Source organism: Mycobacterium sp. SMC-4, assembly GCF_025263265.1.
Lineage (GTDB): Bacteria > Actinomycetota > Actinomycetes > Mycobacteriales > Mycobacteriaceae > Mycobacterium.
Map to the genome: position 1 here is coordinate 3,268,162 of NZ_CP079869.1, position 25,766 is coordinate 3,293,927.

25 protein-coding genes and 1 pseudogene are annotated in these 25,766 nt (G+C 67.2%); 8 read left to right on the forward strand and 18 right to left on the reverse strand.

All coding sequences use genetic code 11. From position 1 onward, the window contains the following. Positions 1 to 27: 27 nt before the first annotated feature. Entirely contained in the window at positions 28 to 432 is a 405-nt protein-coding gene (locus KXD98_RS15550) for an Rv2175c family DNA-binding protein (RefSeq protein ID WP_260759277.1), read from the reverse strand. Positions 433 to 517: 85 nt separating this feature from the next. On the opposite strand from KXD98_RS15550, the gene KXD98_RS15555 reads away from it, so the two are divergent. After that, positions 518 to 1,741, forward strand: a complete 1,224-nt coding sequence (locus tag KXD98_RS15555; protein WP_260765218.1) for a protein kinase domain-containing protein — start codon at positions 518 to 520, stop codon at positions 1,739 to 1,741. Between the two features lie 50 nt (positions 1,742 to 1,791). On the opposite strand, the gene KXD98_RS15560 is transcribed toward KXD98_RS15555, so the two are convergent. The 3 genes from KXD98_RS15560 to KXD98_RS15570 are packed head-to-tail and all read right to left on the reverse strand — an operon-like array spanning position 1,792 to position 4,570. After that, entirely contained in the window at positions 1,792 to 3,192 is a 1,401-nt protein-coding gene (locus KXD98_RS15560) for a class II 3-deoxy-7-phosphoheptulonate synthase (RefSeq protein ID WP_260759278.1), read from the reverse strand. Between the two features lie 20 nt (positions 3,193 to 3,212). Continuing rightward, positions 3,213 to 3,713, reverse strand: a complete 501-nt coding sequence (locus KXD98_RS15565) for a polyadenylate-specific 3'-exoribonuclease AS (protein WP_260759279.1) — start codon at positions 3,711 to 3,713, stop codon at positions 3,213 to 3,215. Between the two features lie 2 nt (positions 3,714 to 3,715). Further along, positions 3,716 to 4,570 (reverse strand): hypothetical protein, encoded by an 855-nt coding sequence (locus tag KXD98_RS15570; RefSeq protein ID WP_260765220.1) that lies wholly within the window; start codon positions 4,568 to 4,570, stop codon positions 3,716 to 3,718. Positions 4,571 to 4,689: 119 nt separating this feature from the next. Here KXD98_RS15570 and KXD98_RS15575 point away from each other — a divergent pair, with 119 nt between their 5' ends. Continuing rightward, positions 4,690 to 5,967, forward strand: a complete 1,278-nt coding sequence (locus KXD98_RS15575) for a glycosyltransferase 87 family protein (protein WP_260759280.1) — start codon at positions 4,690 to 4,692, stop codon at positions 5,965 to 5,967. Between the two features lie 28 nt (positions 5,968 to 5,995). Here the strand turns inward: KXD98_RS15575 and KXD98_RS15580 are convergent, their stop codons facing one another. From KXD98_RS15580 to KXD98_RS15600, 5 genes are all read right to left on the reverse strand, one after another. Then, positions 5,996 to 6,718: a 1-acyl-sn-glycerol-3-phosphate acyltransferase gene (locus KXD98_RS15580; protein ID WP_260759281.1), complete on the reverse strand. Its 723-nt coding sequence runs from the start codon at positions 6,716 to 6,718 to the stop codon at positions 5,996 to 5,998. A 125-nt stretch (positions 6,719 to 6,843) separates the two neighbouring features. Beyond that, positions 6,844 to 7,209: a hypothetical protein gene (locus tag KXD98_RS15585; RefSeq protein ID WP_260759282.1), complete on the reverse strand. Its 366-nt coding sequence runs from the start codon at positions 7,207 to 7,209 to the stop codon at positions 6,844 to 6,846. 65 nt (positions 7,210 to 7,274) lie between these two features. Continuing rightward, positions 7,275 to 8,555 carry an ArsA family ATPase gene (locus KXD98_RS15590; RefSeq protein ID WP_260765222.1) on the reverse strand — a complete coding sequence of 427 codons (1,281 nt, stop codon included), beginning with the start codon at positions 8,553 to 8,555 and terminating at the stop codon, positions 7,275 to 7,277. Further along, positions 8,548 to 8,985 (reverse strand): SRPBCC family protein, encoded by a 438-nt coding sequence (locus KXD98_RS15595; RefSeq protein ID WP_260759283.1) that lies wholly within the window; start codon positions 8,983 to 8,985, stop codon positions 8,548 to 8,550. Before KXD98_RS15595 ends, KXD98_RS15590 begins: the two co-directional genes overlap by 8 nt. 83 nt (positions 8,986 to 9,068) lie before the next feature. Beyond that, positions 9,069 to 9,458 carry a polyketide cyclase / dehydrase and lipid transport gene (locus KXD98_RS15600; protein WP_260759284.1) on the reverse strand — a complete coding sequence of 130 codons (390 nt, stop codon included), beginning with the start codon at positions 9,456 to 9,458 and terminating at the stop codon, positions 9,069 to 9,071. A gap of 107 nt (positions 9,459 to 9,565) precedes the next feature. Between KXD98_RS15600 and KXD98_RS15605 the strand changes: the two genes are divergently transcribed. Further along, positions 9,566 to 11,368 (forward strand): long-chain fatty acid--CoA ligase, encoded by a 1,803-nt coding sequence (locus tag KXD98_RS15605; RefSeq protein ID WP_260759285.1) that lies wholly within the window; start codon positions 9,566 to 9,568, stop codon positions 11,366 to 11,368. A gap of 3 nt (positions 11,369 to 11,371) precedes the next feature. Here KXD98_RS15605 and KXD98_RS15610 read toward each other — a convergent pair whose 3' ends face one another. The 4 genes from KXD98_RS15610 to KXD98_RS15625 all read right to left on the reverse strand — a co-directional run bounded on the left by KXD98_RS15610 (position 11,372) and on the right by KXD98_RS15625 (position 14,885). Then, entirely contained in the window at positions 11,372 to 12,508 is a 1,137-nt protein-coding gene (locus tag KXD98_RS15610) for a glycosyltransferase family 4 protein (RefSeq protein ID WP_260759286.1), read from the reverse strand. Then, positions 12,505 to 13,368, reverse strand: a complete 864-nt coding sequence (locus KXD98_RS15615; protein WP_260759287.1) for a basic secretory family protein — start codon at positions 13,366 to 13,368, stop codon at positions 12,505 to 12,507. Before KXD98_RS15615 ends, KXD98_RS15610 begins: the two co-directional genes overlap by 4 nt. Further along, positions 13,337 to 14,476 carry a peptidoglycan hydrolase RipC gene (ripC, locus tag KXD98_RS15620; protein WP_260759288.1) on the reverse strand — a complete coding sequence of 380 codons (1,140 nt, stop codon included), beginning with the start codon at positions 14,474 to 14,476 and terminating at the stop codon, positions 13,337 to 13,339. The genes KXD98_RS15615 and ripC overlap by 32 nt, the downstream gene beginning before the upstream one ends. A 154-nt stretch (positions 14,477 to 14,630) precedes the next feature. Further along, on the reverse strand, positions 14,631 to 14,885 hold the full coding sequence (locus tag KXD98_RS15625; protein WP_260765224.1) for a hypothetical protein: 255 nt from the start codon (positions 14,883 to 14,885) through the stop codon (positions 14,631 to 14,633). A 120-nt stretch (positions 14,886 to 15,005) separates the two neighbouring features. Here KXD98_RS15625 and KXD98_RS15630 point away from each other — a divergent pair. Next, positions 15,006 to 16,784, forward strand: a pseudogene (locus KXD98_RS15630) (DEDD exonuclease domain-containing protein); the annotation flags it as partial. On the opposite strand, the gene trpD reads toward KXD98_RS15630, so the two are convergent. Beyond that, positions 16,722 to 17,750, reverse strand: a complete 1,029-nt coding sequence (gene trpD / locus KXD98_RS15635; RefSeq protein ID WP_260765227.1) for an anthranilate phosphoribosyltransferase — start codon at positions 17,748 to 17,750, stop codon at positions 16,722 to 16,724. The pseudogene KXD98_RS15630 and the gene trpD sit on opposite strands and share 63 nt — an antisense overlap. Before the next feature lie 134 nt (positions 17,751 to 17,884). Here trpD and KXD98_RS15640 point away from each other — a divergent pair, with 134 nt between their 5' ends. Genes KXD98_RS15640 through KXD98_RS15655 form a run of 4 tightly spaced genes read left to right on the forward strand, consistent with a single transcriptional unit; the run spans position 17,885 to position 22,189 of the window. Then, a complete protein-coding gene (locus KXD98_RS15640; protein ID WP_260759289.1) occupies positions 17,885 to 18,496 on the forward strand; it encodes a heme-copper oxidase subunit III in 612 nt (203 codons plus the stop codon). Beyond that, entirely contained in the window at positions 18,493 to 19,317 is an 825-nt protein-coding gene (locus KXD98_RS15645) for a c-type cytochrome (RefSeq protein ID WP_260759290.1), read from the forward strand. The genes KXD98_RS15640 and KXD98_RS15645 overlap by 4 nt, the downstream gene beginning before the upstream one ends. Then, entirely contained in the window at positions 19,314 to 20,525 is a 1,212-nt protein-coding gene (locus tag KXD98_RS15650; RefSeq protein WP_260759291.1) for a ubiquinol-cytochrome c reductase iron-sulfur subunit, read from the forward strand. Before KXD98_RS15645 ends, KXD98_RS15650 begins: the two co-directional genes overlap by 4 nt. Beyond that, entirely contained in the window at positions 20,522 to 22,189 is a 1,668-nt protein-coding gene (locus tag KXD98_RS15655) for a cytochrome bc complex cytochrome b subunit (RefSeq protein WP_260759292.1), read from the forward strand. The genes KXD98_RS15650 and KXD98_RS15655 overlap by 4 nt, the downstream gene beginning before the upstream one ends. Positions 22,190 to 22,430: 241 nt before the next feature. Here the strand turns inward: KXD98_RS15655 and KXD98_RS15660 are convergent, their stop codons facing one another. The 4 genes from KXD98_RS15660 to KXD98_RS15675 form a co-directional block, all read right to left on the reverse strand. Then, positions 22,431 to 23,090, reverse strand: a complete 660-nt coding sequence (locus KXD98_RS15660) for a DUF2561 family protein (RefSeq protein WP_260759293.1) — start codon at positions 23,088 to 23,090, stop codon at positions 22,431 to 22,433. 13 nt (positions 23,091 to 23,103) lie between these two features. Then, entirely contained in the window at positions 23,104 to 23,997 is an 894-nt protein-coding gene (locus KXD98_RS15665) for an MmpS family protein (RefSeq protein ID WP_260759294.1), read from the reverse strand. A 174-nt stretch (positions 23,998 to 24,171) separates the two neighbouring features. Further along, on the reverse strand, positions 24,172 to 24,591 hold the full coding sequence (locus tag KXD98_RS15670) for a cytochrome c oxidase subunit 4 (RefSeq protein ID WP_260759295.1): 420 nt from the start codon (positions 24,589 to 24,591) through the stop codon (positions 24,172 to 24,174). Positions 24,592 to 24,599: 8 nt separating this feature from the next. Beyond that, positions 24,600 to 25,652: a cytochrome c oxidase subunit II gene (locus tag KXD98_RS15675; protein ID WP_396881396.1), complete on the reverse strand. Its 1,053-nt coding sequence runs from the start codon at positions 25,650 to 25,652 to the stop codon at positions 24,600 to 24,602. Positions 25,653 to 25,766 lie beyond the last annotated feature (114 nt).

Sequence of the window (25,766 nt, forward strand, 5' to 3'; positions counted from 1 at the left end):
GGTCAGTAGGCCACGACCGTCGAGCGGTCAGTAGGCCATAGCCTGCGCGCGACGAATGACCTCACGGGCCTGGTGAGAATGCAACGCATCGGCCGGACGGGCGTTGGCCACCTCTTCGGTGGAGCCGTCGCGCCGAATCGTCAACGACGGATCCGGGGTGAACAACCAGCGCATGATCTCGGTCTCCCGGTAGCCGCCGTCGTGCAACACCACGAGCAACCCGGTCAGGCTCTTGACCACCTGCCCGCTGTCATCGAAGAAGATCTTCGGGACCACAACGTCTTTACCGCGCCGCACCGCCACCAGATGGCCTTCACGCAGATGCTGATGCACCTTCGACAGCGGGATGCCCATCATGCGGGCCACCTCGCTGAGTTGGTAGACGGCCTCGTCAGGGTCCAGCACGTCCTCGGCAGTCGGAATGCTGCTCATCGCACAGAGTCTAGAACTACGCGCATCTACGCGCTGCCCCCTTGCCCGGCCCGTGCGCCGAACTCCCCCGGCGCCGACTCGTACCATATGTGCGGTGGAGACCTACCAGCCTGCAGACGCCCTCACCGGCTCTGTACTGGACGGCCGCTACCGGGTCGACGGGCTGATCGCCACCGGTGGTATGTCCGGGGTGTACCGCGGGCTGGACCTGCGTCTCGACCGCCCCGTCGCGGTGAAGATCATGGACTCCCGCTACGCCGGCGACGACCACTTCCTGACCCGGTTCCAGCGGGAGGCTCGGGCTGTCGCACGCCTCAAGCACCCGGGTTTGGTCGCGGTCTACGACCAGGGTGTCGACGGGCGTCACCCGTTTCTGGTGATGGAACTGGTAGAGGGCGGAACGCTTCGGGAACTGTTGCGTGAGCGTGGGCCGATGCCGCCGCACGCGGTCGCCGCGACGCTTCGGCCGGTGCTCGGCGGTCTGGCCGTGGCTCACCGCGCCGGTTTGGTACACCGCGACATCAAACCGGAGAACGTACTGATCAGCGACGACGGCGATGTCAAGATCGCCGACTTCGGGCTGGTCCGCGCAGTCGCCGAGGCGAAGATCACCTCGACCAGCGTCATCCTCGGCACCGCGGCGTATCTGGCGCCCGAACAGGTCGCCACCGGCGAGACCGACGCGCGCGGCGACGTCTACGCAGTCGGCGTTCTGGTCTTCGAGTTGCTGACCGGCCGCACCCCGTTCGCCGGGGACACCCCGCTGGCGGTGGCCTACCAGCGTCTTGAGCACGACGTGGTTGCTCCGAGCACGGTGATCAGCGGTGTGCCAAGGCAGTTCGACGACATCGTGGCGTGCGCGACATCCCGCGACCCGGAACACCGCTTCGGCGATGCGGCCGAAATGGCCGAACAACTCGACGTGATCGCGCGCGAACTCGCACTACCAGAGTTTCGGGTGCCGGCGCCGCGGAACTCCGCACTGCACCGCTCCGATACCGTGCCCGGCGACCGCGCCACCGCGATTAACGCGCCCGACGACGATGCCGACATCAGCGCCGCGCGGCCCGGCGACGGTCAGACTCGTGCGTTCAGCCGAGCCGAGCTGCCGCCGCAGGATCTCGATGATGACCCCGAATATCAGCCTTTGACAGGGCAATTCGCCGGCATCGAGCTCTCGGAGTTCTATTGGGCCCGGCAGCGCGCCAAGCGCATGCTGTTGTTCTGGGTGATCGCGGTGATCACCCTGGCGGGGCTGGCCGCCGCGGGAGCCTGGACGCTGGGCACCAACCTGCCCAACTTGCTCTAACCGCGGAGCATCTCCGCTTCTGCCTAACCGCGGAGCATCTCCGCTTCTGCCTAACCGCGGAGCATCTCCGCGACCAAGAACGCGAGCTCCAGCGACTGCTGGGTGTTCAGCCGCGGATCACAGGCTGTCTCGTAACGACCGGCCAAGTCGGTGTCAGAGATGTCCTGCGCACCGCCCAGGCATTCGGTGACGTTCTCGCCGGTGATCTCGACGTGGATGCCACCGGGATGGGTGCCCAGCGCATGATGCACCTCGAAGAAGCCCTGCACCTCATCGACGATGCGGTCGAAGTGACGCGTCTTGTACCCGGTCGACGACTCATGGGTGTTGCCGTGCATGGGATCGCACTGCCAGATCACCTGATGCCCGGAGGCCTGCACCTTCTCGATGATCGGCGGGAGCACGTCGCGCACCTTGTGGTTACCCATCCTGCTGACCAGAGTCAGACGGCCGGCAACGTTGTGCGGATCGAGCCGTTCGACGTACTCGACGGCCAACTCCGGTGACGTGGTGGGGCCGATCTTCACGCCGATCGGGTTGGCGATCACCTCGGCGAACGCGATATGGGCCCCGTCGAGTTGGCGGGTGCGCTCCCCGATCCACACATAGTGGGCAGAGAGGTCGTAGAGCTTCGCGGGTGCGTCCTGCGCGGCTGGATCTTTCTCGGCCAGGCGCAGCATCGCCCGCTCGTAGTCCAGCACCAACGCCTCGTGGCTGGCGTAGATCTCGGCGGTGTCGAGGTTGCGATCGTTGACGCCACAGGCGCTCATGAAGTTCAGCGCCCGATCGATCTCACCGGCGAGCGCCTCGTAGCGCGCGCCGGCCGGCGAGGTGCGGACGAACTCGCGGTTCCAGTCATGCACCAGATGCAGCGATGCCAGTCCCGAGGAGGTCAGCGCGCGGACCAGGTTCATCGCCGCGCTGGCATTGGCGTAGGCGCGAACCAGTCGGGACGGATCATGTTCGCGAACCGCGGCGTCGGGGGCGAACCCATTGATCATGTCGCCGCGATAGGACTTCAGGCCCAGCGCGTCGATATCGCTGGACCGCGGCTTGGCGTACTGGCCGGCGATCCGGGCAACCTTGACCACCGGCATGCTGGCGCCGTAGGTCAGCACCACCGCCATCTGCAACAGCGTGCGGATGTTGGCGCGGATGTGGGGTTCGGTGTTGTCGACGAATGTCTCGGCGCAATCCCCGCCCTGCAGCAGGAACGCCTCGCCGCGGGCAACTGCGGCCAGCTGGGACTTGAGCCGTTCTATCTCCGAGGGCACGGTGACCGGAGGCACGCTCTCGAGCACAGTGCGCATCGCGGCCGCCTGACCGGCATCCCAGCTCGGCTGCTGCACGGCGGGCTTGGCCAGCGCAGCGTCCAACCGTTGGCGCAGGTCCTCCGGCAGCGGCGGAAGCGCAGGTAGCTGGTCGATGGGTACGTCGACGGTCCAGTTCACCCGTCAATGGTAACCGCGGGTCAAAACCGCAGTTGGGGGTCGCGCCGGCCGGTGATCAGCTGATACCGCAGCAGGTTGTGTTTGGCGTCGACGAGCGCATCATGGGCGTCGCGCGGGCGCGGCGGCATCCGCGGTGAGCCGCGGTCCTCCCAGAACTGGCGCAACTCACGGGTGAACCGCGGGATCGCCGGCGGCAGATCGGTCATCGGGCCCCATAACTGGCACAACACCACGTGGTCGTAGGCGCCCACCCACGCCCACAGCTCTATCGGTTCGTCGCCGTCGACACCAAAGAAATCCTCGAGTTCAGAGCGGATCTGACGCCGCGAGCGCCACAGCGACGACGCCGGCGACGGTAGCTTGGGCAGGACGTGCTTACGCACCCACCGGCCTGCCCGCTCCGGGTCGAATTCGGTTGAGATCGCGTAGTATTCGCGGCCATCCTCGGCTGCGACACCGATCGAGATCAACTCGATGGTGCGGCCGTTGTCGATGAACTCCGTGTCGTAGAAGTAGCGCAAAGCTATCCGGCTTCCTGTGAGACGGCCTCGCGCCCGCCGGGAGCGGGTGCGGCACGGATCTCCCGGTCGAGTTGCTGATCGACCAGCGCGTCGTCGGGAAACTTGGGCATCCCGGCGATGGCGTCCTGCAGCCATAGTTTGGCCTGAACCACCGGACGGCGCAGCCAGCGCTCCCGTTCCAGCGCACGGTGCATCTTGCGGGGCCGGGTGGTGTAGCGCCACCGCGCCCACGGGGCATGCGGCCGCGACAACCGTAGCGCACCGATGAACAGCAGCGGGGTGATGAACATGCCCACCAGGCCGGTCCACACCTTGCCCTTGAGCAACACGATCACCGCCAACACCAGCGTGGCCGCGGCGCCCACCACCACCGCGGTGCGCGCCTCCCAAGACTGGTCGCGCTGCCAGATGCCGACGTCGAAGAACGACAGCGGGTTGAATCCCAGCACCAGCAGCCCGGCCACGGCCACCGCAACGAACACCGCATCGACGGAGGTGCGGCCGTCCTCGGCCCAGTAGACGTCCGACAGATGCAGGATCAATGCGAACTCGTCGAGCACCAGCGCCGCTCCGATACCGAAAAAGATTGAAGCGGCCGTGAACTCGGGTACACCTCCGTCGACCGCCAGCGTCACCATCGCCACACCGGAGACCATGACCAGAATCACACCGATCACCACGTGGTGGATGTGCAGGCCCGAACCGCCGGAGATGTTGCGCGGTTGCCACCACTTGCGCGGCGCGTCGCTGTCGGCGTGCCTGCGGATGTACCGCACGATCGTGCGGGTGACGAAGAACGTCACGATGAACGCGAACAGGCAGCACACCAGCGGCAACCGCGAATACGGAATACCCATCGGGAGGCCCGACGCAGCGCTCAGCGTGAGGTGCACCCGCAAAACCTACGCCGACCGACGCGTGTCGGGCCGGGATACCCGCCGGCGCGCCGGTACGCCCCGATAGTCTGGAGCCTGACATGAGTACGTTGCGGTCGCCCGGCGGGGCGGGGTGGGGGCCGAAGCTCGCCTGGCGGTTGTTCCAGCTGATGACCACGGCAGCGCTGATGTGGGCGGGTTGGCGACTGCTGGGACGCATCCCCTACCGGATCGACATCGACGTCTACCGCATGGGCGGCCAGGCGTGGCTCGACGGCCGGCCGCTGTACGCCGACGGGGCGATCTTCCACACCCGGGGCGGCATCGATCTGCCGTTCACGTATCCGCCGCTGGCTGCGGTGTTCTTCGCACCGTTCGCCATGCTGTCGCTGGAAGCTGCCAGCGTCGCGATCACGGTGACGACACTGGTCTTGTTGCTGGTCTCGACGGCGATCGTGCTGACCCGGCTCGACGTCTGGCCGACCACCACGGCCACCGGTGAGCCCGCGTGGGCGCGACGAATCTGGCTCTCCGCGGCTCTCGTGGCGCCGGCGGTGCTGTTCCTCGAACCCATCCGGGCCAACTTCGACTTCGGCCAGATCAACGTGGTGCTGATGACGTTGGTGATCGCCGACTGCATCCCGCGCCGCACCCCGTGGCCGCGCGGCATGCTGCTGGGTATCGCGATCGCGCTGAAGCTCACCCCGGCGGTGTTCCTGCTGTTCTTCCTGCTGCGCCGGGATACCCGGGCACTGCTGGTCACCGCGATCTCGGCGGTGGTCGCGACGCTGACCGGGTTCGCGTTCGCGTGGAGTGATTCCTGGGAGTACTGGACCGAGACGGTCCGCAACACCGACCGCATCGGTACGGCCACGCTCAACACCAACCAGAACATCGCCGGCGTGCTCGCCCGCCTGGGCCTGGACGAAGGCCCGCGTTTCGCGCTGTGGACATTGGCCTGCTTCGCCGTGCTGGCGCTGACCGTGTGGGCGGCCCGGCGAGCTCTGTGTGCCGGACAGCCGACGCTGGCGCTGATCTGCGTGGCGATGTTCGGTCTGGTCGTCTCACCGGTGTCGTGGTCGCATCACTGGGTCTGGTCACTGCCCGCGGTGATCGTCACCGCGGTGCTCGCCGTGCGACTGCGCCACGCCGCACTCGGGGTGGTCTCGGCCGTCGGGTTGGCGTTGATGATCTGGTCGCCGATCACGCTGCTACCCGCCCACCAGGAGACCACGGCGACGCTGTGGCGTCAGTTGGCCGGCGCGTCCTATCTGTGGTGGGCGCTGGCGGTGGTCGCCGTCACCGCCAGCGTGCGGGTCGGCGCCGCGCGCGACACCGACGAAACTCACCGTGACGCGCGCGTGTCAGCGGCGAGCTGACCGCGACCGTCGGTCGGAACCGGCATTGTCAACCAGCTGCTGATTCAGGAAGCCGAGTCGGCGGCTTGGTCGCCGCCGGAGCTTTTCCCTCTTTGACATCGGCGGCGTAGAGGTCGACGTACTCCTGACCGGACAAACCCATCAACTCGTACATCACCTCGTCGATCACGGCGCGCTCGATGAAGCGGTTGCCGGCCAGCCCCTCGAACCGGCTGAAGTCCATCGGCGCACCGATCCTGATCGTCACCCGGCCCACCCGCAGCCCCTTACCGGGAGGATTGACGACGTCGGTTCCGATCATCGCGACCGGAATCACCGGAACCTGGGTCTCCAGCGCCAGCCGGGCCAGTCCTGTCTTGCCCTTGTAGAGCTTGCCGTCGGGCGAACGGGTGCCCTCCGGATACATCCCGAGCAGCTTGCCCTGGTCGAGGATCCGCTGGGCGGTGATCAACGCGGCCTGCGCACTGTCGGCGTTGGTGCGATCGATCGGCACCTGACCGACCGCGGTGTAGAACCATGCCAGGAACCGCCCCTTGACCCCGGTTCCGGTGAAGTACTCCGATTTGGCCAGGAACGTGATCCGGCGCCGCACCATCAACGGCAGGTAGAAGCTGTCCATCACCGCCAGGTGATTACTCGCCAAGATAGCCGCGCCGCCGGGTGGAATATGCTCCAGCCCTTCGATTTTCGGTCGGGCTATCAGAGCCAGCAGAGGACCCAGAAGAACGTACTTGAACAGCCAGTACCACATGGACCCTCCGGATCACCCGACCTCACGACGCGGTCACATCAATGTCTGCCCGCGGTGCCGCCGTTGCGACCGCGGAGCTCGGGGCCAACTTTACTCACGGTGTGTGCCCGCGACCACATCTGTGTTCAGTCTTCGACGATCACCGGTATGGGTTGATATCGGCCCGGAGCCTCACCCGACCCGTCGGGCTGGGGAGGCGAGGGATCCGGCGGCTGCCCGCCGTCGGGCCCCTGAGGACCGCCGTCGGGCCCCTGCGGGCCGCCGGGGTCATCCATGTTCTCCACCAACGCCTTGACCAGGGCCAGCAATGCCACGCTGTGCTCGGCGACAACGGAGAGCAGCGGGTGCTGTTCGCCGGAGACCAAGGCGGCCAGCGCGCACACCGGACACCACACCTGCTGACAGCGGCCGGGGCTGTCCTCGCCGGCCTGCATCCGGGCCGCGGCGAGCCGGACCGCCGGGTCCAGCCGGTCGATGATCAACTGCGCCATCTGGCGAAGCTCCGGAGGAATATCGGGGTGCTGCTTTCGCCCGCCGCTATCGGAGTGAGCGCCATTCACGCCGGCCACACCTCCGGATTGGGTCGAAATCGCACAGTCAGTTCGCTGCCGCGAAGAGCCGCGTCAATGACAATGCAGCGCCGCAGCACCGATGCCAGTCGGACTCGGCGCCGCATCCCGCCGACGCCGATGATCAGGTCATCGTCGACCCTACCCAAGGTGAGGGCCGATGAATCAACCTGAGGCAATTGCACCCTCAGTCGGTACACCGCGTCCAGCCCGCTACCAAACTCCCGGTCGACGACGGGCCGCAACGGGCCAGGCGGAGGCGAGCCGTCACGGCGCCGCGCGGCGTCGAGCAGCTCCCCCAGCGCTTTGGCGCCGATCGGCTCCCCGGCCAGATGCGGAACCATGACCAGCTGCACGTCGCCGATCACCCGGTCGAGGTCGTCGAGAACTGCCGCTTGGTCGGCGATGCGTTCGGCGTACCAGTCGAAGGCCGGGTGCGCCGGCAGATTCCGGTACTCGAACGATTCGTCTTGCACCAGAATCTGATTGACGATCATCTCGGCCACCGAAACACCCATCAGCGCCAACGAACCCAGGGTTCGGACCGCTTCGGCGGCCACCACCCGTTCGGCTGTCAACACCAGGTGCGCGTTGACCCGTGATCCGTCGGTCAGCAATGTACTGAGCCGCTCGGTACCCGTAGCGACACGTTCCAGCAAATCCACGACAGCCGCGGTGCGGGGGTCATCGGCACTCGACAACCGCCGGTGGCGCGGCCACGCGCGCTCGATGTAGAGCGCGAATGTCGCGGGCAGGGTGAGCATGCGCATCGCGTCGGCGGTCGAGGCACAGTCGACGACGACCAGATCCCACTGACCGCAATCGGCCAGCTCACCCACCGCATCCAGGCCGAGCACCTCCTGCACACCCGGCAGCGCTGAAAGTTCCTCAGGCGCAAGGTCACCCACGTCGGAATCGGGAAATCGGTCCGACAGTAGCCGGGCGTTGTCGCGCCATTGACGCTCCAGCAGCGCCAAAGTGTCCAAGGCCAGGGCATCGAGCACGCCCCCGCCGGTCTCGACGGTGTCCAGATCGGCGAGCACCCGTGTGGGCGCGCGCTCCCCGGTCGGAGTCACCGGCACACCCAACACATCGCCGATCGAGTGCGCCTGGTCGGTGGAGACCAGCAGCACCCGCATGCCGGCGCCGGCGGCGCGCACCGCCGTAGCGGTTGCCAGTGTCGACTTTCCTACCCCGCCCTTGCCGACGAACAGGCTGATCCGAGCTCCCCCGCGCTCCGCTGGGGCGGATTCCTCGCGCTCAGTCAGCCTCGACTCGTTTCTTCAGATCCTTCAGGGCGGTGTCGGTCAGCCGGCGTTCGGCCTTGCGTTTGAGCAACCCGATCATCGGGATCATCAGGTCGACTGACAGCTCGTAGGTGACGTCGGTGCCAGAACCCTTCGGCGCCAACCGGTATGCACCCTCCAGTGACTTCAGCAGTGTGCTCGACACCAGCGACCAGGTCACCGACTGGCGGTCGACCGGCCATCGGTAGGACAACACCATCGTGTCCTTGAGCACTGCGGCGTCCAGGACCAGACGGGCCACCTTGGGGTAGCCGTCGTCGTCAGCCTCCAGCACCTCGGCTTCCTTGTATTCGGCCACCCAGTCCGGGTAGGAACCGATATCGGCGATGACATCCATCACCGTCGAGGGTTCGGCATCGATGTAGATCGTCTGCGCCGTCTTGTCCGCCACTTCAGGTGTCCCCGGTCTGTCCGCTCGGTCTGGCCGCTGCCAGAAATCTACTCTTCAACCCGCTGCCGCGAGCCCGCGTCGGGTCAGGCCAACCGAGAAACCCCGACTGGGCGCCCGGCCTCCAGCGTGCGCTTGACCTCGAAGGCCATGTCCTTACCCGCGACCCGACGACGGTGATTCATCTTCGCCAGATTCATCTTGGCCAGCTGCCAGGCAGCCGCCCCGGACGGCTCGGCGTGCACGAAGTAATGCAACACCACGCCGTCGAGCACCGGCTCCAGCCACACCTCCATGGTTCCGGTCAGCGCGCCGGAGACCTTCCAGCGCTGTCCCAGCTCACCGCGATCCTCGACCACCGTCAACCGCAGGTCGGGCCACCAGCGACGCCAGCGGGCCTGGTCAGCCACGGCCGCGCCCACAGCCGCCGGGTCAGCCGCGACGAAGGTCTCGTCGGCGATCTGGATGCTGTTCATGGCTGACAAGCTTCACACATGCGGGGCCCTGGCCTCGCCCCGGGCGACTAGGGTGTACAGCACACCAATATTTGTCGAGCTGGCCGAAATCACGAGAGGTCTTCACCGTGCGCGAGTACAGCGTCCCCGCTTCCTTCACCGTCGAAGAGCACGACAACGTCGCCAGTGCGGTGTACGCCCACGAACGGGAGAATCCCGACCACGTCATCTTCCAGCGCCTGGTCGACGGCACCTGGCAGGACGTCACGTGCCGGCAGGCCGCCCAGCAGATCCGGGCGGTGGCGCAGGGGCTCATCGCCCAGGGTGTCGAACCCGGCGACCGGGTCGCGATCCTGTCGGCCACCCGCTACGAATGGCCGATCATCGACTTCGCCATCCTCTCGGTGGGCGCGGTGACCGTGCCGATCTATGAGACCAGTTCGGCCGAGCAGGTGCAGTTCGTGCTGTCCGACTCCGGCACGGTGGTGGCATTCGGCGAGACCGAGGCCCACACCCGCCGCATCGAGCAACTGCGTGACCAGCTGCCGCAGCTGCGGGCCGTCCACACCATCGAGGGGCCTGGTAGCGCGGCGATCGACGACCTCGCTGCGGCGGGCCGTGACGTCGACCCCGAGGCCGTAGCCCAGCGGTTGGCGGCCATCAAGTCCGCCGACGCAGCCACGTTGATCTACACCTCCGGAACGACTGGACGCCCCAAAGGTTGCCAGCTGACCCATTCCAACCTGCTCTACGAGATTCGCGGCACCAAAGAGTGCTTTCCCGATCACCTGACCAAAGGCGAGAAGCTGCTGGTATTCCTGCCTTTGGCACACGTACTGGCACGGGCTCTGACCCTTGGCGCGTTCACCAGCGGCGTCACTCTCGGCTTCACCAGCGACATCAAGAACCTGGTGCCGATGTTCGGGGTGTTCAAGCCGACGCTGGTGGTGTCGGTACCGCGGGTGTTCGAGAAGGTCTACAACACCGCGGAGTTGAACGCCGAGAACAGCGGCAAAGGCAAAATCTTCCTGGCTGCGGCCGAAACGGCCATCCAGTGGAGCCGGGCACAGGACACCGGCGGGCCGGGCTTGTTGCTGCGGCTCAAGCACGCGCTGTTCGACCGGCTTGTCTACGGGAAGCTGCGCGCGGCGCTCGGCGGCAACTGCCATGCGGCGATCTCCGGTGGCGCACCGCTGGGCGCCCGGCTGGGCCACTTCTACCGCGGTGTCGGTCTGTCCATCTACGAGGGCTACGGCCTGACCGAGACCAGCGCGGCGATCACCGTCAACCGGGTCGGCGACCTCAAGGTCGGCTCGGTCGGCCGACTCGTCCCCGGCAACAGCATGCGGCTGGGTGAGGACGGCGAGCTGCTGGTCAAAGGCGGCGTGGTGTTCAACGGCTACTGGGGCAACGAGGCCGAAACCGCTGCGGTGTTCACCGACGGCTGGTTCCACACCGGCGACCTGGGAAGTATCGACGATGACGGTTTCGTGACCATCGTCGGCCGGAAGAAGGAGATCATCGTGACCGCCGGCGGTAAGAATGTCGCGCCGGCGCTCCTCGAAGACCGTCTGCGCGCCCACCCGCTGATCAGTCAGGCGATGTGCGTCGGCGACGAGAAGCCGTTCGTCGCGGCGCTGATCACGATCGACCCAGAAGCCTTCCCCGGCTGGAAGGAGCGACACGGCAAGGATGACGGCGCCACGGTCGGTGACCTGGCCAAGGACCCTGATCTGCTCAGCGAGATCGAGCTGGCGGTCAAGGAAACCAACGACGCCGTGTCCAAGGCCGAGCAGATCCGCAAATTCACCGTTCTGCCGGTCGACTTCACCGAGGACACCGGTGAGCTGACCCCGACGATGAAGGTCAAGCGCAAGGTCGTCGCCGAGAAGTTCGCCGCCGACATCGAGGCGCTCTACGCCAAGAACTGACAGCTAGAGCAGTCGCGCCAGCCGCTGCGCCTGGCGATGCCATTGCCAGTTGTCGAGCACCCACTGCCGGCCCGCCGCGCCCATCGCGGAGGCGCGGCGAGGTTCGGCCAGAAGATCGCCCACCGCCGCGGCGATGGCACCGACGTCCCAGCCATCGACCACGGTTCCGGTCTTGCCGTCGAGCACCGTCTCGGGAGCTCCGCCCGAACGGCCTGCCACCACCGGCACACCGGTCGCGGAAGCCTCCAGATAGACGATGCCCAGGCCTTCGACGTCCAGGCCGCCACCGCGGGTGCGGCACGGCATCGCGAATACATCGGCCATCGCGTGATGGGCCGGGAGCTCGTCGGCGGGCACACCGTCGGTGAAGATCACCTGCTCGGCAACCCCGAAGCCATGGGCCAGCCTGCGCAGCGAGGTCCGGTGCGGCCCGCCGCCGACAATGACCAGTGCGGCCCCGGGCACCCGCTGTCGAATCGCCGGAAACGCCCGAATCAACATGTCCTGGCCTTTGCGGGGCACCAGCCGCGATACGCAGACCACGACCGGGCGCTGCCCGAGCCCGTACCGTGCCCGTAACCGTGCCCGGGCCACCTCGTCGGGGGCGAAACGGGCGGCGTCCACCCCGGGTGGGACGTGCTCGAGTGCCGCGTGCGGCCCGAACGCCGATGCGAAGCGGCTGCGCGTGTAGTAACTGATGTAGGTGATGACGTCAGCGCTGTTTCCGATGCGCCGCAACGCATTACGGGCTAGCGGCAGCATCGACCAACCCACTTCGTGACCGTGGGTGCTGGCGATCACCCGCCGAGCGCCTGCGGAGCGGGCCAACGGCGAGAGCAGTGCCAGCGGGGCGGCGGCGCCGAACCACACGGTGTCGATGCGGTGCTGCTCGATCATCCGCCGCATCCGCAGCGCCACCGTCGGTTCGGGCACCATCAGCGTGGTGGGGTGCCGGATGACCTGATATCCGTCTGCGGCCGCCCTGGCGTCGTAGTCCGGGGCGCCCTTCCACGTGGGCGCGTACACGGTCAGAGCGTGCTGACCCGTGTCGACCAGTTGGGTCACCAGCGCTTCCAGGTACGCCTGAATTCCGCCGGGCCGAGGCGGATAGTCATTGGTGACGAGCAGGACACGACTCACGACGACCCTGCCGTCAGGGCTGCGAGGTTAACACCGAGGACATCACGCACCGCGGTCTCGACGTCACGGTGACCATGCCCGCACGCCGCGACGTACAGTTCGCGCAGCTTGCCGGGGCCATAGGTGGCGGCGACATACGACGCGAACTCCCAGGCCCGGTCGTAGGCAGCCGAACGCTGCGGGCCCGGTGTGCTGAGCTCCTCGTCGGTCGGCAACACTGCGGGCATGACCGGCTCAGGCACCGGTGGACGTCCGACGTAGTCGGCCACCCCTTCGACAAGCCACACCGGGGCGTCGATGGCAGTGTCGCCCCGAGCCGCGTGGTGAAAGAGCTCGTGGCGCAGCACGATTCGCAAATCGTCGTCGGTCATGGCGGCCGCAGCTGGGGAGAACATGATGCGCTCGGCAGTAGTGGTGGCCGCAGTATCTGCTCCCCCGGCGGCCAGGGTCTCGAATTGGTCGGCAGTGCCGGCAACGACGATCTCGACCTCGCGGGGCCACTGTGGACCCCAGAAGCTGGTGACGGCTTCGGTCGCGGCGGGCAGTTCGGACGCGATGCGCTCAAGCAGCACATCTCCACCGGGCGCCCCGAGGTCGATGAGCGCGGCGGTCCTGCCATCCGGGGTGGTCAGGGCGGTCAGCGCCGGCGCAGGGGCGACCGCCGTTGCAGTGTCGGCTGCACCGGTGTCCGCCGTCGCGAGACTGGTCGGTTCGGCGTGCACCGGCCCGCCTGGGGCACTGCCTGTCCCGGCGACGAGCAGCACCGCGCAGACCAATTCGGCGCCCAGTACCGCGCCGAGCCGGCGCCGGTTGAGCGCGCGGGCGCGGTCAGTACCGACGGACGTTGTAGATCGGGGCATTATCCACCGGGGCGACTCGCACGGGCGTGCCGTAGGTGGATGCGTGCACCATCATTCCGTCACCGATGTAGATGGCGACGTGCGAAGCGTCGGAGTAGTAGGTGACAAGATCACCGGGGCGCATCTGATCCCTCGATACCGGCTGTCCGCCACGCGCGAGGGCTTGACTGGAGTGCGGCAACGAGACGCCGGCCTGCTGGAACGACCACATCACCAGGCCCGAGCAGTCGAAGGCGCTGGGTCCGGAACCGCCCCACGAGTACGGCGAACCGATGCGGCTCATGGCCGCCTGGATCACGGTGGCGGCCACCGGGGAACCGGGAGTGGCGACGTCACCGGGTGGGATCGCACCCGGCAGCGGCGGAGCCGGCGGCGCGGCGAGCACGGCCGGGTCCTCGCCTGGCGGCGGCGCCGGCGCTTCCGGCCCGGGCGGAGGCGGCGGCATCGCGGCCAGCGCCTCGCGCTGGGGTTGTGTCAACGCGTCGTACTGCGCCTTGACAACGGCGATCTGGACCTGTAGCTGGCTCTGCTTGGCCTGCAAGTCGGCGCGCACCGCGGCAGCCTGCTCAGCAGCGGTCTTCGCCTCGGCCGCAGAGGCGGCCGAGGCCTTCTCGGCGCGCTCGGCTTGTTGGCCGATCTCGATGAACCGGGCCATCTGAGCCGACATCTCGGCGGCCATCACCCGTTGCACAGACAGTTGGTCGATGAGCCCTTGCGGCGACGGCGCGGTGAGCATCGCGTCGAACCCGGACGTGCGTCCACCCATGTACTGGGCAGCGGCCAGGTTGTCGACCTTGCCCTGATAGTCGGTGAGCTGGATTCTGGCCGACTCTGCGGCGGCAGTATCCGCGGCGTGCTTGGCTTCGGCGGCGTGCTGGATGTCGAGCTTGTTGTTCAGGTCGAGTTGGGCGGAGTGCATGGCCTCGGTGGTCTGTTCGGCCTGCCGGGACAGCTGCCTGAGCTGGGCCAACGCGTCGTCAGCGGGGTCGGCATAACCGTGGCCGGCCAAGCCGGTCATCATCGCGCCGACGAGCGCCATGCTGGCTATCACTCTGATGAGGGTCTGCCGAGACCGGCTGGTACTCCGGTGCGCGCGGGCGAACGTCAAGATTTCCTCGTCCTTCGATTGCCGTAAAGGAGCCGCCTCGAACTGCGATTAGGTCTCAGATAGGTTACGAAACGGCATCGGCCTTGTCCAACACGAGACGCAAATTTAACAGCCTCGGCTGTGATGCGCTGGGCGCCAACCCTACCGCGTGTCGTCAGGCGACGCCCGACCCACCCTGCCGGTGGATCGGCACCAGCCGCAGCCTCGGCGCCAACCCGACTTCAGCGAGCGCCTCGAGGGCACGCTGTTCGTCGACACGAAGTGTCTCGGGCACCCCGAGCAGCACGCTGACGACGCAATCCCGGCAGCCGGGGCCACGCACCGCACAGTCGTCACAGTCGATGGTCAGCGTGCCGTCGTCGTCCACCGGGCCTGCATGGTCGTCTCGCCGGCAATGATCCTGCGTCATCGCATCCGTCCTCTCGATCGGCATGGGCGCACGGTATCGGCGCCGTCCGACAAGTCGCGGATCCTCGGATTCACCGCGTCGGTGCCGGGACTTGTCACCGGACGCGCTTACGTTCGGCCCATGGGGCAGCTCAGCTTCGCCGACGTCGACACGCTGGCCGACGTGACGTTGCGGGAGACGACATTCGTCGTCGTGGACCTCGAGACCACCGGCGGTCGAGCCTCCGGTGAGCGCCACGACGCGATCACCGAGATCGGAGCGGTCAAGGTGCGCGGCGGCGAGGTACTCGGCGAATTCGCCACCCTGATCGACCCGGGGCGCGCCATCCCACCACAGATCGTCGCGCTGACCGGAATCACCTCGGCGATGGTCTACGACGCGCCACCCATCGAAGCGGTGCTGCCGTCGTTCCTGGAGTTCTGCCGCGGAGCCGTCCTGGTCGCCCACAATGCCGGCTTCGACATCGGGTTTCTGCGGGCGGCCGCGGAGCGCAACCAGGTGCCCTGGCCCAAGCCGCCGGTGCTGTGCACGGTCCGACTGGCACGCCGGGTGCTGACCCGCGACGAGGCGCCCAGCGTGCGCCTGGCGGCATTGGCGCAGTTGTTCGGCGCCGCGACCCGACCGACCCACCGTGCACTCGACGACGCCCGGGCCACCGTCGACGTGCTGCACGGGCTGATCGAGCGGGTCGGCAATCAGGGCATCCACACCTACCCCGCACTGCGCTCGTACCTGCCCGATGTCACCCCGGCCCAGCGCGGCAACCGTCACCTGGCCCGGGCGCTGCCGCACAGTCCGGGGGTGTATCTGTTCCGCGGTCCGTCACGTGAGGTCCTCTACGTCGGCACCGCAGTGGATTTGCGCCGCCGGGTCACCCAGTACTTCAACGGGGCCGACCCGCGCGCCCGGATCAAGGAGATGGCCTCGCTGGCCATCGCCGTCGACCACGTCGAGTGCGCCCACGACCTGGAGGCAGGCGTCCGCGAGCTGCGCCTGCTGGCAGCGCATGCCCCGCCCTACAACCGGCGCTCGAAATTCCCCCATCGATGGTGGTGGCTGACCCTGACCGACGAGCCCTTCCCGAGATTCTCGGCGGTGCGCGCGCCGCGCACCGACACTGCCGTCGGGCCTTTCCGCACCCGCGCGGACGCGGCCGATGCCGGGGATCTGATCGCGCGCTTCACCGGAGTGCGCACCTGTACCGCTCGATTGGCCCGCTCGGCCATGCACGGAGCCAAGTGTGTCGACCGCGAGGTCGCACCGTGCCCGGCCGAGCGTGGTCTTGACGCCGAGTCATACCGCGCCGCGGTGGACAGGGCGGTTGCGCTGCTCGATGGACACTGCAGTCAACCGCTGGAGGCCGCGATCGGCCAGATCGCCGAGTTGGCCGATCGGCATCGTTACGAGACTGCCGCACGCATGCGCGACCGGGCTGCAGCCACCATCGACGTGCTGTGGCGCGGTCAGCGGCTGCGGGCGCTGACGTCCCTGCCCGAGCTCATCGCCGCCCGGCCCGACGGTGAACGTGGCTGGCACCTGGCGGTGATCCGCCACGGGCGGCTGGCCGCTGCCGGCCGTGCGCCCCGCGGAGTGCCGCCGATGCCGGTCGTCGACGCGCTCTGCGCGGCCGCCGAGACGGTGCTGCCCGAGCCCGGCCCGCACGGCGGCGCACTGATCGAAGAATCCGCGCTCATCACGCAATGGCTGTCCCGGCCGGGCGTGCGCATCGTGCGCGTGGCCGCGGGCTACTGCTCGCCGATCGGCGCGGCCGGACGCTGGGCCGCATGGGCGGCCTGCGCGCGCTCGGCGCAGGTGGCCGCCGAGCAGACCCGCGACTCAGAGCTGCTGGGTGAACCGCACCCACCGCGCGAGCAGTTGTTCGGCCGCGCCGGAGTCGATCGCGTCCTTGGCTCTCGTCAAGCCGGACTCCCAGGCCGGGACCCACTTGGCGTCGCTGGATAACCCGGCGTACGCGACCATTGCGCCGGCGGCGTTGAGCAGCACCGCATCCCGGACCGGCCCCTTCGCCCCACCCAGCACGGCGCGGGCCTCCGCCGCGTTCGACTCGGCGTCGCCGCCGACCAGCTCGGAGATTTCGGCACGGGCGAAACCGAACGCCGCCGGATCGAAGGTCAACCGCTCCACCGTGCCTGCCTGAACCCGCCAGATCGTGCTGGTCGTGGTCGTCGTCAACTCGTCGAGACCGTCGTCGCCATGCACCACCAACACGCTGGAGCCCCGCGCGGCGAACACGCCGGCCATCACCTCCGACAGGTCGGGCCAGGCGCAACCGATCAGACCTGCACGTGGGGTCGCCGGGTTGGTCAGCGGGCCGAGCAGGTTGAACACCGTGGGCACACCGATCTCGCGTCGCACCGCGCCGGCATGCCGGTAGGACGGATGGAACTGAGGCGCGAACGCGAAACCGATGCCGACCTCGGAGACGCAGCGCGCCACCTCCTCGGGACCCAGATCGATGCGCAGTCCGAGCGCTTCGAGCGTGTCCGCACCACCGGACAGCGATGACGCGGCGCGGTTGCCGTGCTTGACCACCGGCACTCCGGCCGCGGCCACCACCATGGCGGCCATCGTCGACAAATTGACGGTGTTCGCGCCGTCACCGCCGGTTCCCACGATGTCCACTGTCGCGGTGCCGATGCTGTCTGTCGGCACTCGCCGCGCGTGTTGGAGCATGATGTCGGCCATCTCAGTGACTTCTGCCGACGTGGGCCGCTTCATCCTCATCGCAACGCCGAACGCAGCGATCTGCGCCGGGGTAGCGGTCCCGGACATGATCTGATCCATCGCCCAGCCTGTCTGTCCTGGTAGCAGTGCCTGGCTGGTGGTCAACCGGCCCAAGATCATCGGCCAGGTCGGCTCGGCACCGCGTTCGTGGGGGGCGAGGCCGGACTGGGGAGAAGGAAAAGTCACAGGCTGATTATGACGAATTGCCAGACCCGGGTGGAGTTCGACAACTACAAAGCGTCATACTTGCTCCTGTGACGAGCGCTGTAGGTACTTCGGGAACCGCCATCACGTCGCGCGTACATTCGCTGAACCGGCCGAATATGGTCAGTGTTGGCACGATCGTCTGGCTTTCCAGTGAGTTGATGTTCTTTGCTGGACTGTTTGCGATGTACTTCACCGCGCGTGCTCAGTCCGGGGGCGAATGGCCGCCGCCGCCAACGGAGTTGAACCTCGCGCTGGCCGTGCCGGTGACGCTGGTGCTCATCGCGTCGTCGTTCACCTGCCAGATGGGCGTGTTCGCCGCCGAGCGCGGCGATGTGTTCGGGCTGCGTCGCTGGTACACCCTGACGCTGGCCATGGGCACCTTCTTCGTCCTCGGCCAGGGCTACGAATACATACACCTGGTCGACCACGGAACCTCGATCTCCAGCAGCGCCTACGGCACCGTGTTCTACCTGGCCACCGGCTTCCACGGCTTGCACGTGATCGGCGGACTCATCGCGTTCGTGCTGCTGCTCGCCCGCACAAAAATGAGCAAGTTCACCCCGGCGCAGGCCACCGCGGCAATCGTGGTGTCGTACTACTGGCACTTCGTCGACATCGTGTGGATCGCCTTGTTCGCCGTCATCTACTTCGTCCGATGAGAAGGGGTTCGATGCCTACGTCCGTGAAACGCCGTCGGTTGCGCCGGCGGCTGTCGGCAGCACTGCTGCTCGCAGTGGGATTGACGTTCGCGGGCGGTCTCGCCGCCACGCTGACGCCGACCCCGCAGGTGGCTGTCGCCGACGAGTCGGCCTCGGCACTCTTGCGCACCGGCCAGGAGCTCTACGAGATGTCGTGTGTCACGTGCCACGGTGTCAATCTGCAGGGTGTTGCCGATCGCGGCCCCAGTCTGATCGGCGTGGGCGAGGCTGCGGTGTATTTCCAGGTCTCCACCGGCCGGATGCCGGCGATGCGCAACGAGGCACAGGCGCCCATGAAGGATGCCGTGTTCGACGAGCAGCAGATCGACGCACTCGGCGCCTACATCCAGGCCAACGGCGGCGGCCCGGTGGTGCCGCGCGACGAGAACGGCGAGATCGCCATGCACTCGCTGCGCGGTGACAACCTCGCCCGCGGCGGCGATCTGTTCCGGCTGAACTGCGCCTCATGCCACAACTTCACCGGCAAGGGCGGCGCACTGTCCTCGGGTAAGTACGCTCCCGACCTCGGCGTGGCCAACGAAGCCCAGATCTACACCGCCATGCAGACCGGCCCGCAGAACATGCCCAAGTTCTCCGACCGGCAACTCACCCCGGAGGAGAAGCGCGACATCGTTGCCTACGTCCGCGACTCCGCGGAGGTCAAGACCCCCGGCGGCCTGGGACTGGGCGGCTTCGGACCCACCTCGGAAGGGATGGTGGCCTGGATCGTCGGCATGGTGGCGATCATCGCCGGCGCGCTGTGGATCGGAGCACGGGCATGAGCGACAACCGCGACGACGACGTGAGGGGAACCGACGCGCCCGGACAGCAGGGCGCGCCGGGTCAGCCCTCGGATGCTGAACTGGCGCGCATGACGCGCGAGGAGCTGGTCGAACTCGGCGGCAGACTCGACGGCGTCGAGACGATCTTCAAGGAACCGCGCTGGCCGATACCGGGAACCAAGGCCGAGAAGCGGGCCGAACGGCTGGTGGCCTTCTGGCTACTGCTGGCCGGATTCTTCGGACTGGCTCTGCTGGTGGTCTTCCTGTTCTGGCCCTGGGAGTACCAGCCCGTCGGCTCCGAAGGTGAGTTCATCTACTCGCTGGCCACCCCGCTCTACGGCCTGACTTTCGGTATGTCGATTCTGGCGATCGGCATCGGTGCCGTGCTGTACCAGAAGAAGTTCATCCCCGAGGAGATCTCGGTTCAGGACCGCCACGACGGCCGCTCCCCCGAGCTACACCGCAAGACCATCGCAGCCAACCTCGGCGACGCGCTGGACGGCTCGACGATCAAGCGCCGCAAGCTGATCGGCCTGTCGCTGGGCATCGCGTTCGGTGCGTTCGGCATCGGTTCGGTGGTGGCCTCGATCGGCGGCCTGATCAAGAACCCGTGGAAGCCCGTGGTGCCCACCGCCGAAGGTATGAAGGCCGAGCTGTGGACCTCCGGGTGGACGCCGCGCTACGAGGGAGAGACGATCTATCTGGCCCGCGCCACCGGCCGGCCCGGTAACTCGCCCTATATCAAGATCCGCCCCGAGGACATCGACGCCGGCGGCATGGAGACGGTGTTCCCCTGGCGCGAATCCGATGGTGACGGAACAACTGTCGAATCCGAGCACAAGCTGTTCGACATCTCGATGGGCGTGCGCAACCCGGTGATGTTGATCCGCATCAAGCCCGGCGACATGTCGCGCGTGGTCAAGCGCCGCGGCCAGGAGAGCTTCAACTTCGGTGAACTGTTCGCCTACACCAAGGTCTGCTCGCACCTGGGTTGCCCGTCATCGCTCTACGAGCAGCAGACCTACCGCATCCTGTGCCCGTGCCATCAGTCGCAGTTCGACGCGCTGCACTTCGCCAAGCCGATCTTCGGTCCGGCGGCCCGCGCGCTGGCTCAGCTGCCGATCACGATCGACCAGGACGGCTTTTTGGTCGCCAACGGCGACTTCATCGAACCCGTCGGACCGGCATTCTGGGAGCGGAAGTCATGAGCCCACGTCTAGACGCAGCCGAGATCGCGGCCAAACAGGGCGACGCGATCGACTCGCGGTATCACCCCTCGGCGGCCGTGCGTCGGCAGCTCAACAAGGTCTTCCCGACGCACTGGTCCTTCCTGCTCGGCGAGATCGCGATGTACAGCTTCATCGTGCTGCTCATCACGGGCATCTACCTGACGTTGTTCTTCGACCCGTCGATGGCGCACGTCACCTACGACGGGGTCTACCAGCCGCTCCGCGGTGTCGGCATGTCGCGGGCCTATGAGACCACCCTCGAGATCAGCTTCGAGGTGCGCGGCGGCCTGTTCGCGCGCCAGGTTCACCACTGGGCAGCTCTACTTTTCGCCGCATCGATCATGGTCCACCTTGCCCGCATCTTCTTCACCGGCGCGTTCCGGCGGCCGCGTGAGGCGAACTGGGTGATCGGCTCGCTGCTGCTGATCCTGGCCATGTTCGAGGGCTTCTTCGGTTACTCGCTGCCCGACGACCTGCTGTCAGGCACGGGCCTGCGCGCCGCCTTCTCGGGGATCACGATCGGCATCCCCGTCGTGGGTACCTGGATGCACTGGGCGCTGTTCGGTGGCGACTTCCCTGGGGACATCATCGTCCCCCGGCTCTACGCGCTGCACATCTTGGTCATCCCGGGCATCATCCTGGCCCTGATCGGTGTGCACCTGGCCCTGGTGTGGTTCCAGAAGCACACCCAGTTCCCCGGTCCCGGACGCACCGAGACAAACGTCGTCGGCGTGCGGGTCATGCCGGTCTTCGCCGTGAAGTCCGGCGCCTTCTTCGCCGTCACCGTCGGCGTCCTGGGTTTGATGGGCGGTCTGTTGCAGATCAACCCGGTGTGGAACTTGGGGCCCTACAACCCATCCCAAGTCTCGGCCGGTAGCCAGCCCGACTTCTACATGATGTGGACAGACGGTTTGATCCGGCTCTGGCCGGCGTGGGAGTTCTATCCGTTCGGGCACACCATCGCCCAGGGCAACTGGGTTGCGGTGGCGATGGGGCTGATCTTCATCCTGCTGATCATCTATCCGTTCCTCGAGAAGAAGTTGTCCGGTGACGATGCGCACCACAACCTGTTGCAGCGTCCGCGTGACGCACCGACGCGTACCGCTGTCGGCGCCGCTGCGATCTCGTTCTACATCCTGCTGACCTTCGCGTGCATGAACGACATCATCGCGCTGAAGTTCAACATCTCGTTGAACGCGACGACCTGGATCGGCCGCGTGGCCATGGTGTTGCTGCCCGCGATCGTTTACTACACCACCTACCGGTGGGCGGTCGGTCTGCAGCGCAGCGACCGCGAGGTGCTCGAGCACGGCATCGAGACCGGCATCATCAAGCGGTTGCCGCACGGCGCCTACGTCGAGCTGCACCAGCCGCTCGGACCGGTCGATGAGCACGGTCACCCGATTCCGCTGGAGTACCAGGGCGCTGCCCTGCCCAAGCGGATGAACAAGCTGGGCTCCAGCGGCGCACCGGGTTCGGGCAGTTTCCTCTACGGGGATCCGCTCTCCGAGCACGAGGCGATCACCGAGGCGTCGCATGCCTCCGAGCGCAAGGCCATCGCGGCATTGCGCGAGGTGCAGGAACGCAACACCTCAGGGAACGGCTCGTCCGGTAACGGATCTTCCGGCAACGGGCATCACTGACACCCGAGTAACCAAGCCCGACAAGCTGATCCGTCTCGGCCGACCGGCCGGGGCGGATCAGCTTTTTGCGTGACTGCCGGATGACACCCGGACGGTCCCATCAGCGGGCGGTCACCTCGGACGGGGCCCGCAACACCTCGCCCACCGAACGTGCGCCCAGGGCGGGGACAACGCGAGATCACCACCGCCGACGCACAACCGGTGCCGACCGCCCGCCATCAGCGCACAACCAGCGGGGCGCTCAGGACTCCAGTGTGGCGCCGAGCTCGCGCACGAAGTACCACGGGATGGCCACCATCGCGACGGTGACCACACCGGCGAAGGCGTAGAGCACCCACGCCACCGTGTCGTTGCCGACGGCCAACAGGTAGGTCGACACCCCGATCAGCAGGACGGCGACGCCCATCGCACCGACCAACGACGTCGCACACCGAAACCAGATTTGGTCGATGTACGGAGACGACGGTGCGGCTGAGGTGACGGACGGTTCGGCAGCCTCCGCGCTTGGTGCTGCCGCGGCCGGCGCGACCCGCAGTTTCTCTGTCGCCGCGTCGGCGCCTCGGACGGGCTCACCGACCGGCTCGGCGACCGGTTGCGGTGCCGCCCGCTCGGGCCGCTGCTCGGCGGTCCGCCGGGCCCGCAGCAACAGCGGCACCGCCGCGACGATCACAGCCGCCGACACGGCGATGATCACGTAGAGCACCCACGGCGTTCCACCCCCGCCGGTGTCGACGTGGCCGCGCCCGAGGTCGATCAGCGCGACGACTGCCGCGACAGCGGCACCCAGGGCGGCCAACCAGGCCACCGCACATCCGGCCAGCAGCAGCCGATCGTTGCGCTCCAGAGAGAACGGGTCGAAGGTGGGACGTGACCGCGTCGCGGAATCCGTCAGATCTGTCATCGGCAGTGACTCGCTAACAGCTGGTCTGGGCGGCGTTGTTGGTGTTCGAGGACAGCACTTCACCGTCGCTCGTCGTGATCGAGCAGTTCAGTCTGCTCACCAGAAAGAGGCTGGACGCCTGCACCGACCCCACTTCGGACTGCGAAATCGGGGTCACGGTCAGCGACCACGGAATGTAGACGTTGCGTTGGGTCCGGCTCCGCCCGGTCGCATCGACGTAGGTGACGGTGATGATGTCACCGGGAGCCTTCGTCCCGGTGACCGAATAGGTCACCTGGCGTGGGCCCGCGCGGGTGGTCGTCGGCGGCGGCGGAGGGGGCGGCTCGGTGGTCGCCGGTGGCGGGGGCGGAGGCTCCTCGGCGGCCGGGGGCGGCGGCGGTGGTGGTGGCGGCGGGGGCTCGGTGATGGTCACCGTCTCCGGGGGTGGCGGCGGTGGCTCCTCCGTCGGGGGCGGCGGCGGAGGTGGTGGTGTGGTCGTGGTGATTTCGTCCTGTATCGGCGGCAGCGAGGTCGTCGTCGGCTGTGGGGTGGCCAGGCTGTCGGTGTCGGTCCGGGTCACCAGCACCGAGACCGACACGACCAGGGCCACGGCCGCGACGATGGCCATCACTCCGACCACCCAGGGCCAGCGCGGCGGATCCTGCGGTTCCCCGGCGTCCGCCCCCGCGTCGTAGCTGTCGTAGTCGTAGAGTCCCGGGTCGGCAGCCACATAGGGCGCGCTGACGAACTGCTCGGACTCGGGCGCCGAATACGCCCGTGGGTACTCTTCCTGGGCTGGGGGGCCGGACGCGCCGCCCTCAGCACCGGCCGCGTCTGCGGTGGGGTCCTCAGACGAGGGCTGGCCCGGCTCCTCACCTGGGAGATCCGCGCCGCCTGAGTCCCGTCCGGGGGGATTCGGCCCGCTCATCTACGCTTGTCCTTCTCGCCTGGCTGTCCAGCCCCGTGAGGTGCCGTCAGCAGCCCACGGTGCCCCGGCAACACTACCCAACGGGAATCGGACCGAGACGTTCAACGCTGGCGACGGACGAACTCATGCCCCGATTGTGACCTTGCCGGCACCACGGGAAGACAATGCCCCGGCTTAGTGCTTCTCAGGTCCAATGTGGTACTCGAACACCAGCCCACACACGCTGGCCAGCACGAAAGCCACGCCCGCGACGATCAGCCAGGGCAGGAAGAACGCCATGCCGACCGCGGTGACCGAGGCAGCCAGCGCGATGAGAATGGGCCACCAGCTGTGCGCCGGGAAGAAGCCGAGTTCCCCGGCTCCATCGGCGATCTCGGCGTCCTCGTAGTCCTCGGGTCGGGTATCGAGACGACGAGCAATGAAGCGGAAGAACGTACCGACGATCAAGGTCAGACCGGTGGTGAGCACCAACGCGGTGGTGCCCGCCCATTCCACACCGCCATTGGCGAAAACCGCGGTCAGCCCGCCGTAGACGATCGCGCACAGCGCGAAGAACGCCGTCAGGAACTCGAACAACCGGGATTCGATATGCATCTGCTGTCCTACCTGTTCGCCTGCTGGATTTCGGGAGCACCCTCACCGCGGCGCGTGTCGAACGGGCGGGTGGTCACCGCGACCGGAGACTGGTTGATCGCCTCCAGAGCCTCGGAGTTCGACCGCCCGGCCAGACGCTGATCGAGGTACGCCTTGAAGTCGTTGGGCTCGACGACCCGGACCTCGAAATTCATCATCGAGTGATAGGTGCCGCACATTTCGGCGCAGCGGCCGACGAAGGCGCCGGTCTCCAGAATCTCGCTGACCTGGAAGATGTTGTCCGAGTTGTTGTTCTCGGGATTCGGATTGACGTCCCGCTTGAACAGGAACTCCGGTACCCAGAACGCGTGGATCACGTCGGCAGAGGCGATCTGGAACTCGATCCGCTTACCTGACGGCAACACCAGCACCGGGATCTCGTTGGACGACCCCAGCGTCTCGATCTCGTTGTAGTTCAGGTAACTGCGGTCCTCAGGGTTGTTACCACGGATCGCTCCGTAGCTCTCGCGTCCGTGGCTGTCGGTGCCCTGCGGACGGGAAACCATCGCTTCCTTGCGCTCGTTGTCGGTGCCGTCATAGGTCAGCGTGCCGTCGGCGAAGTTCACCGACTGGTAGCCGAACTTCCAGTTCCACTGGAACGCGGTCACGTCGATGACGACCTCGGGGTTGGGCTCCTTGTGCAGCATCCGTTCCTGCACCACAACGGTGAAGTAGAACAGCACCGAGATGATCAGGAACGGCGTCACGGTCAACGCCAGTTCCAGCGGCATGTTGTAGCCGAACTGGCGCGGCAGCTCGGTGTCGTCCTTCTTCTTGCGGTGGAACAGCGTGGTCCAGAACAGCAAGATGTAGACGATGGCGCCGACGACGAGCGCGGCGACCAACGAGCCGATCCACAGTTCCCGGTTCAGGTGGGCTTCGGGTGTGATGCCTTTGGGCCACCCAAGCCCGAGGACCTCCGACCAGCTGCATCCGCTGAGCAGGACCGCCGTCCCTCCCAGGAGCAGGGACAATGCCACCAACTTAAGGCCGCGAGCGGACACGTTGGCGCCTCCTACCAAGTTCGTTGGACCGCCGTGCGGTCGACGGCTGCACTGAATACTACGCAGCGTAGACCACCCGCTTCCAGCGAAGCCACGCGACCGTGCCTCTGCCGCCGCGCCAGGCCGAATGCG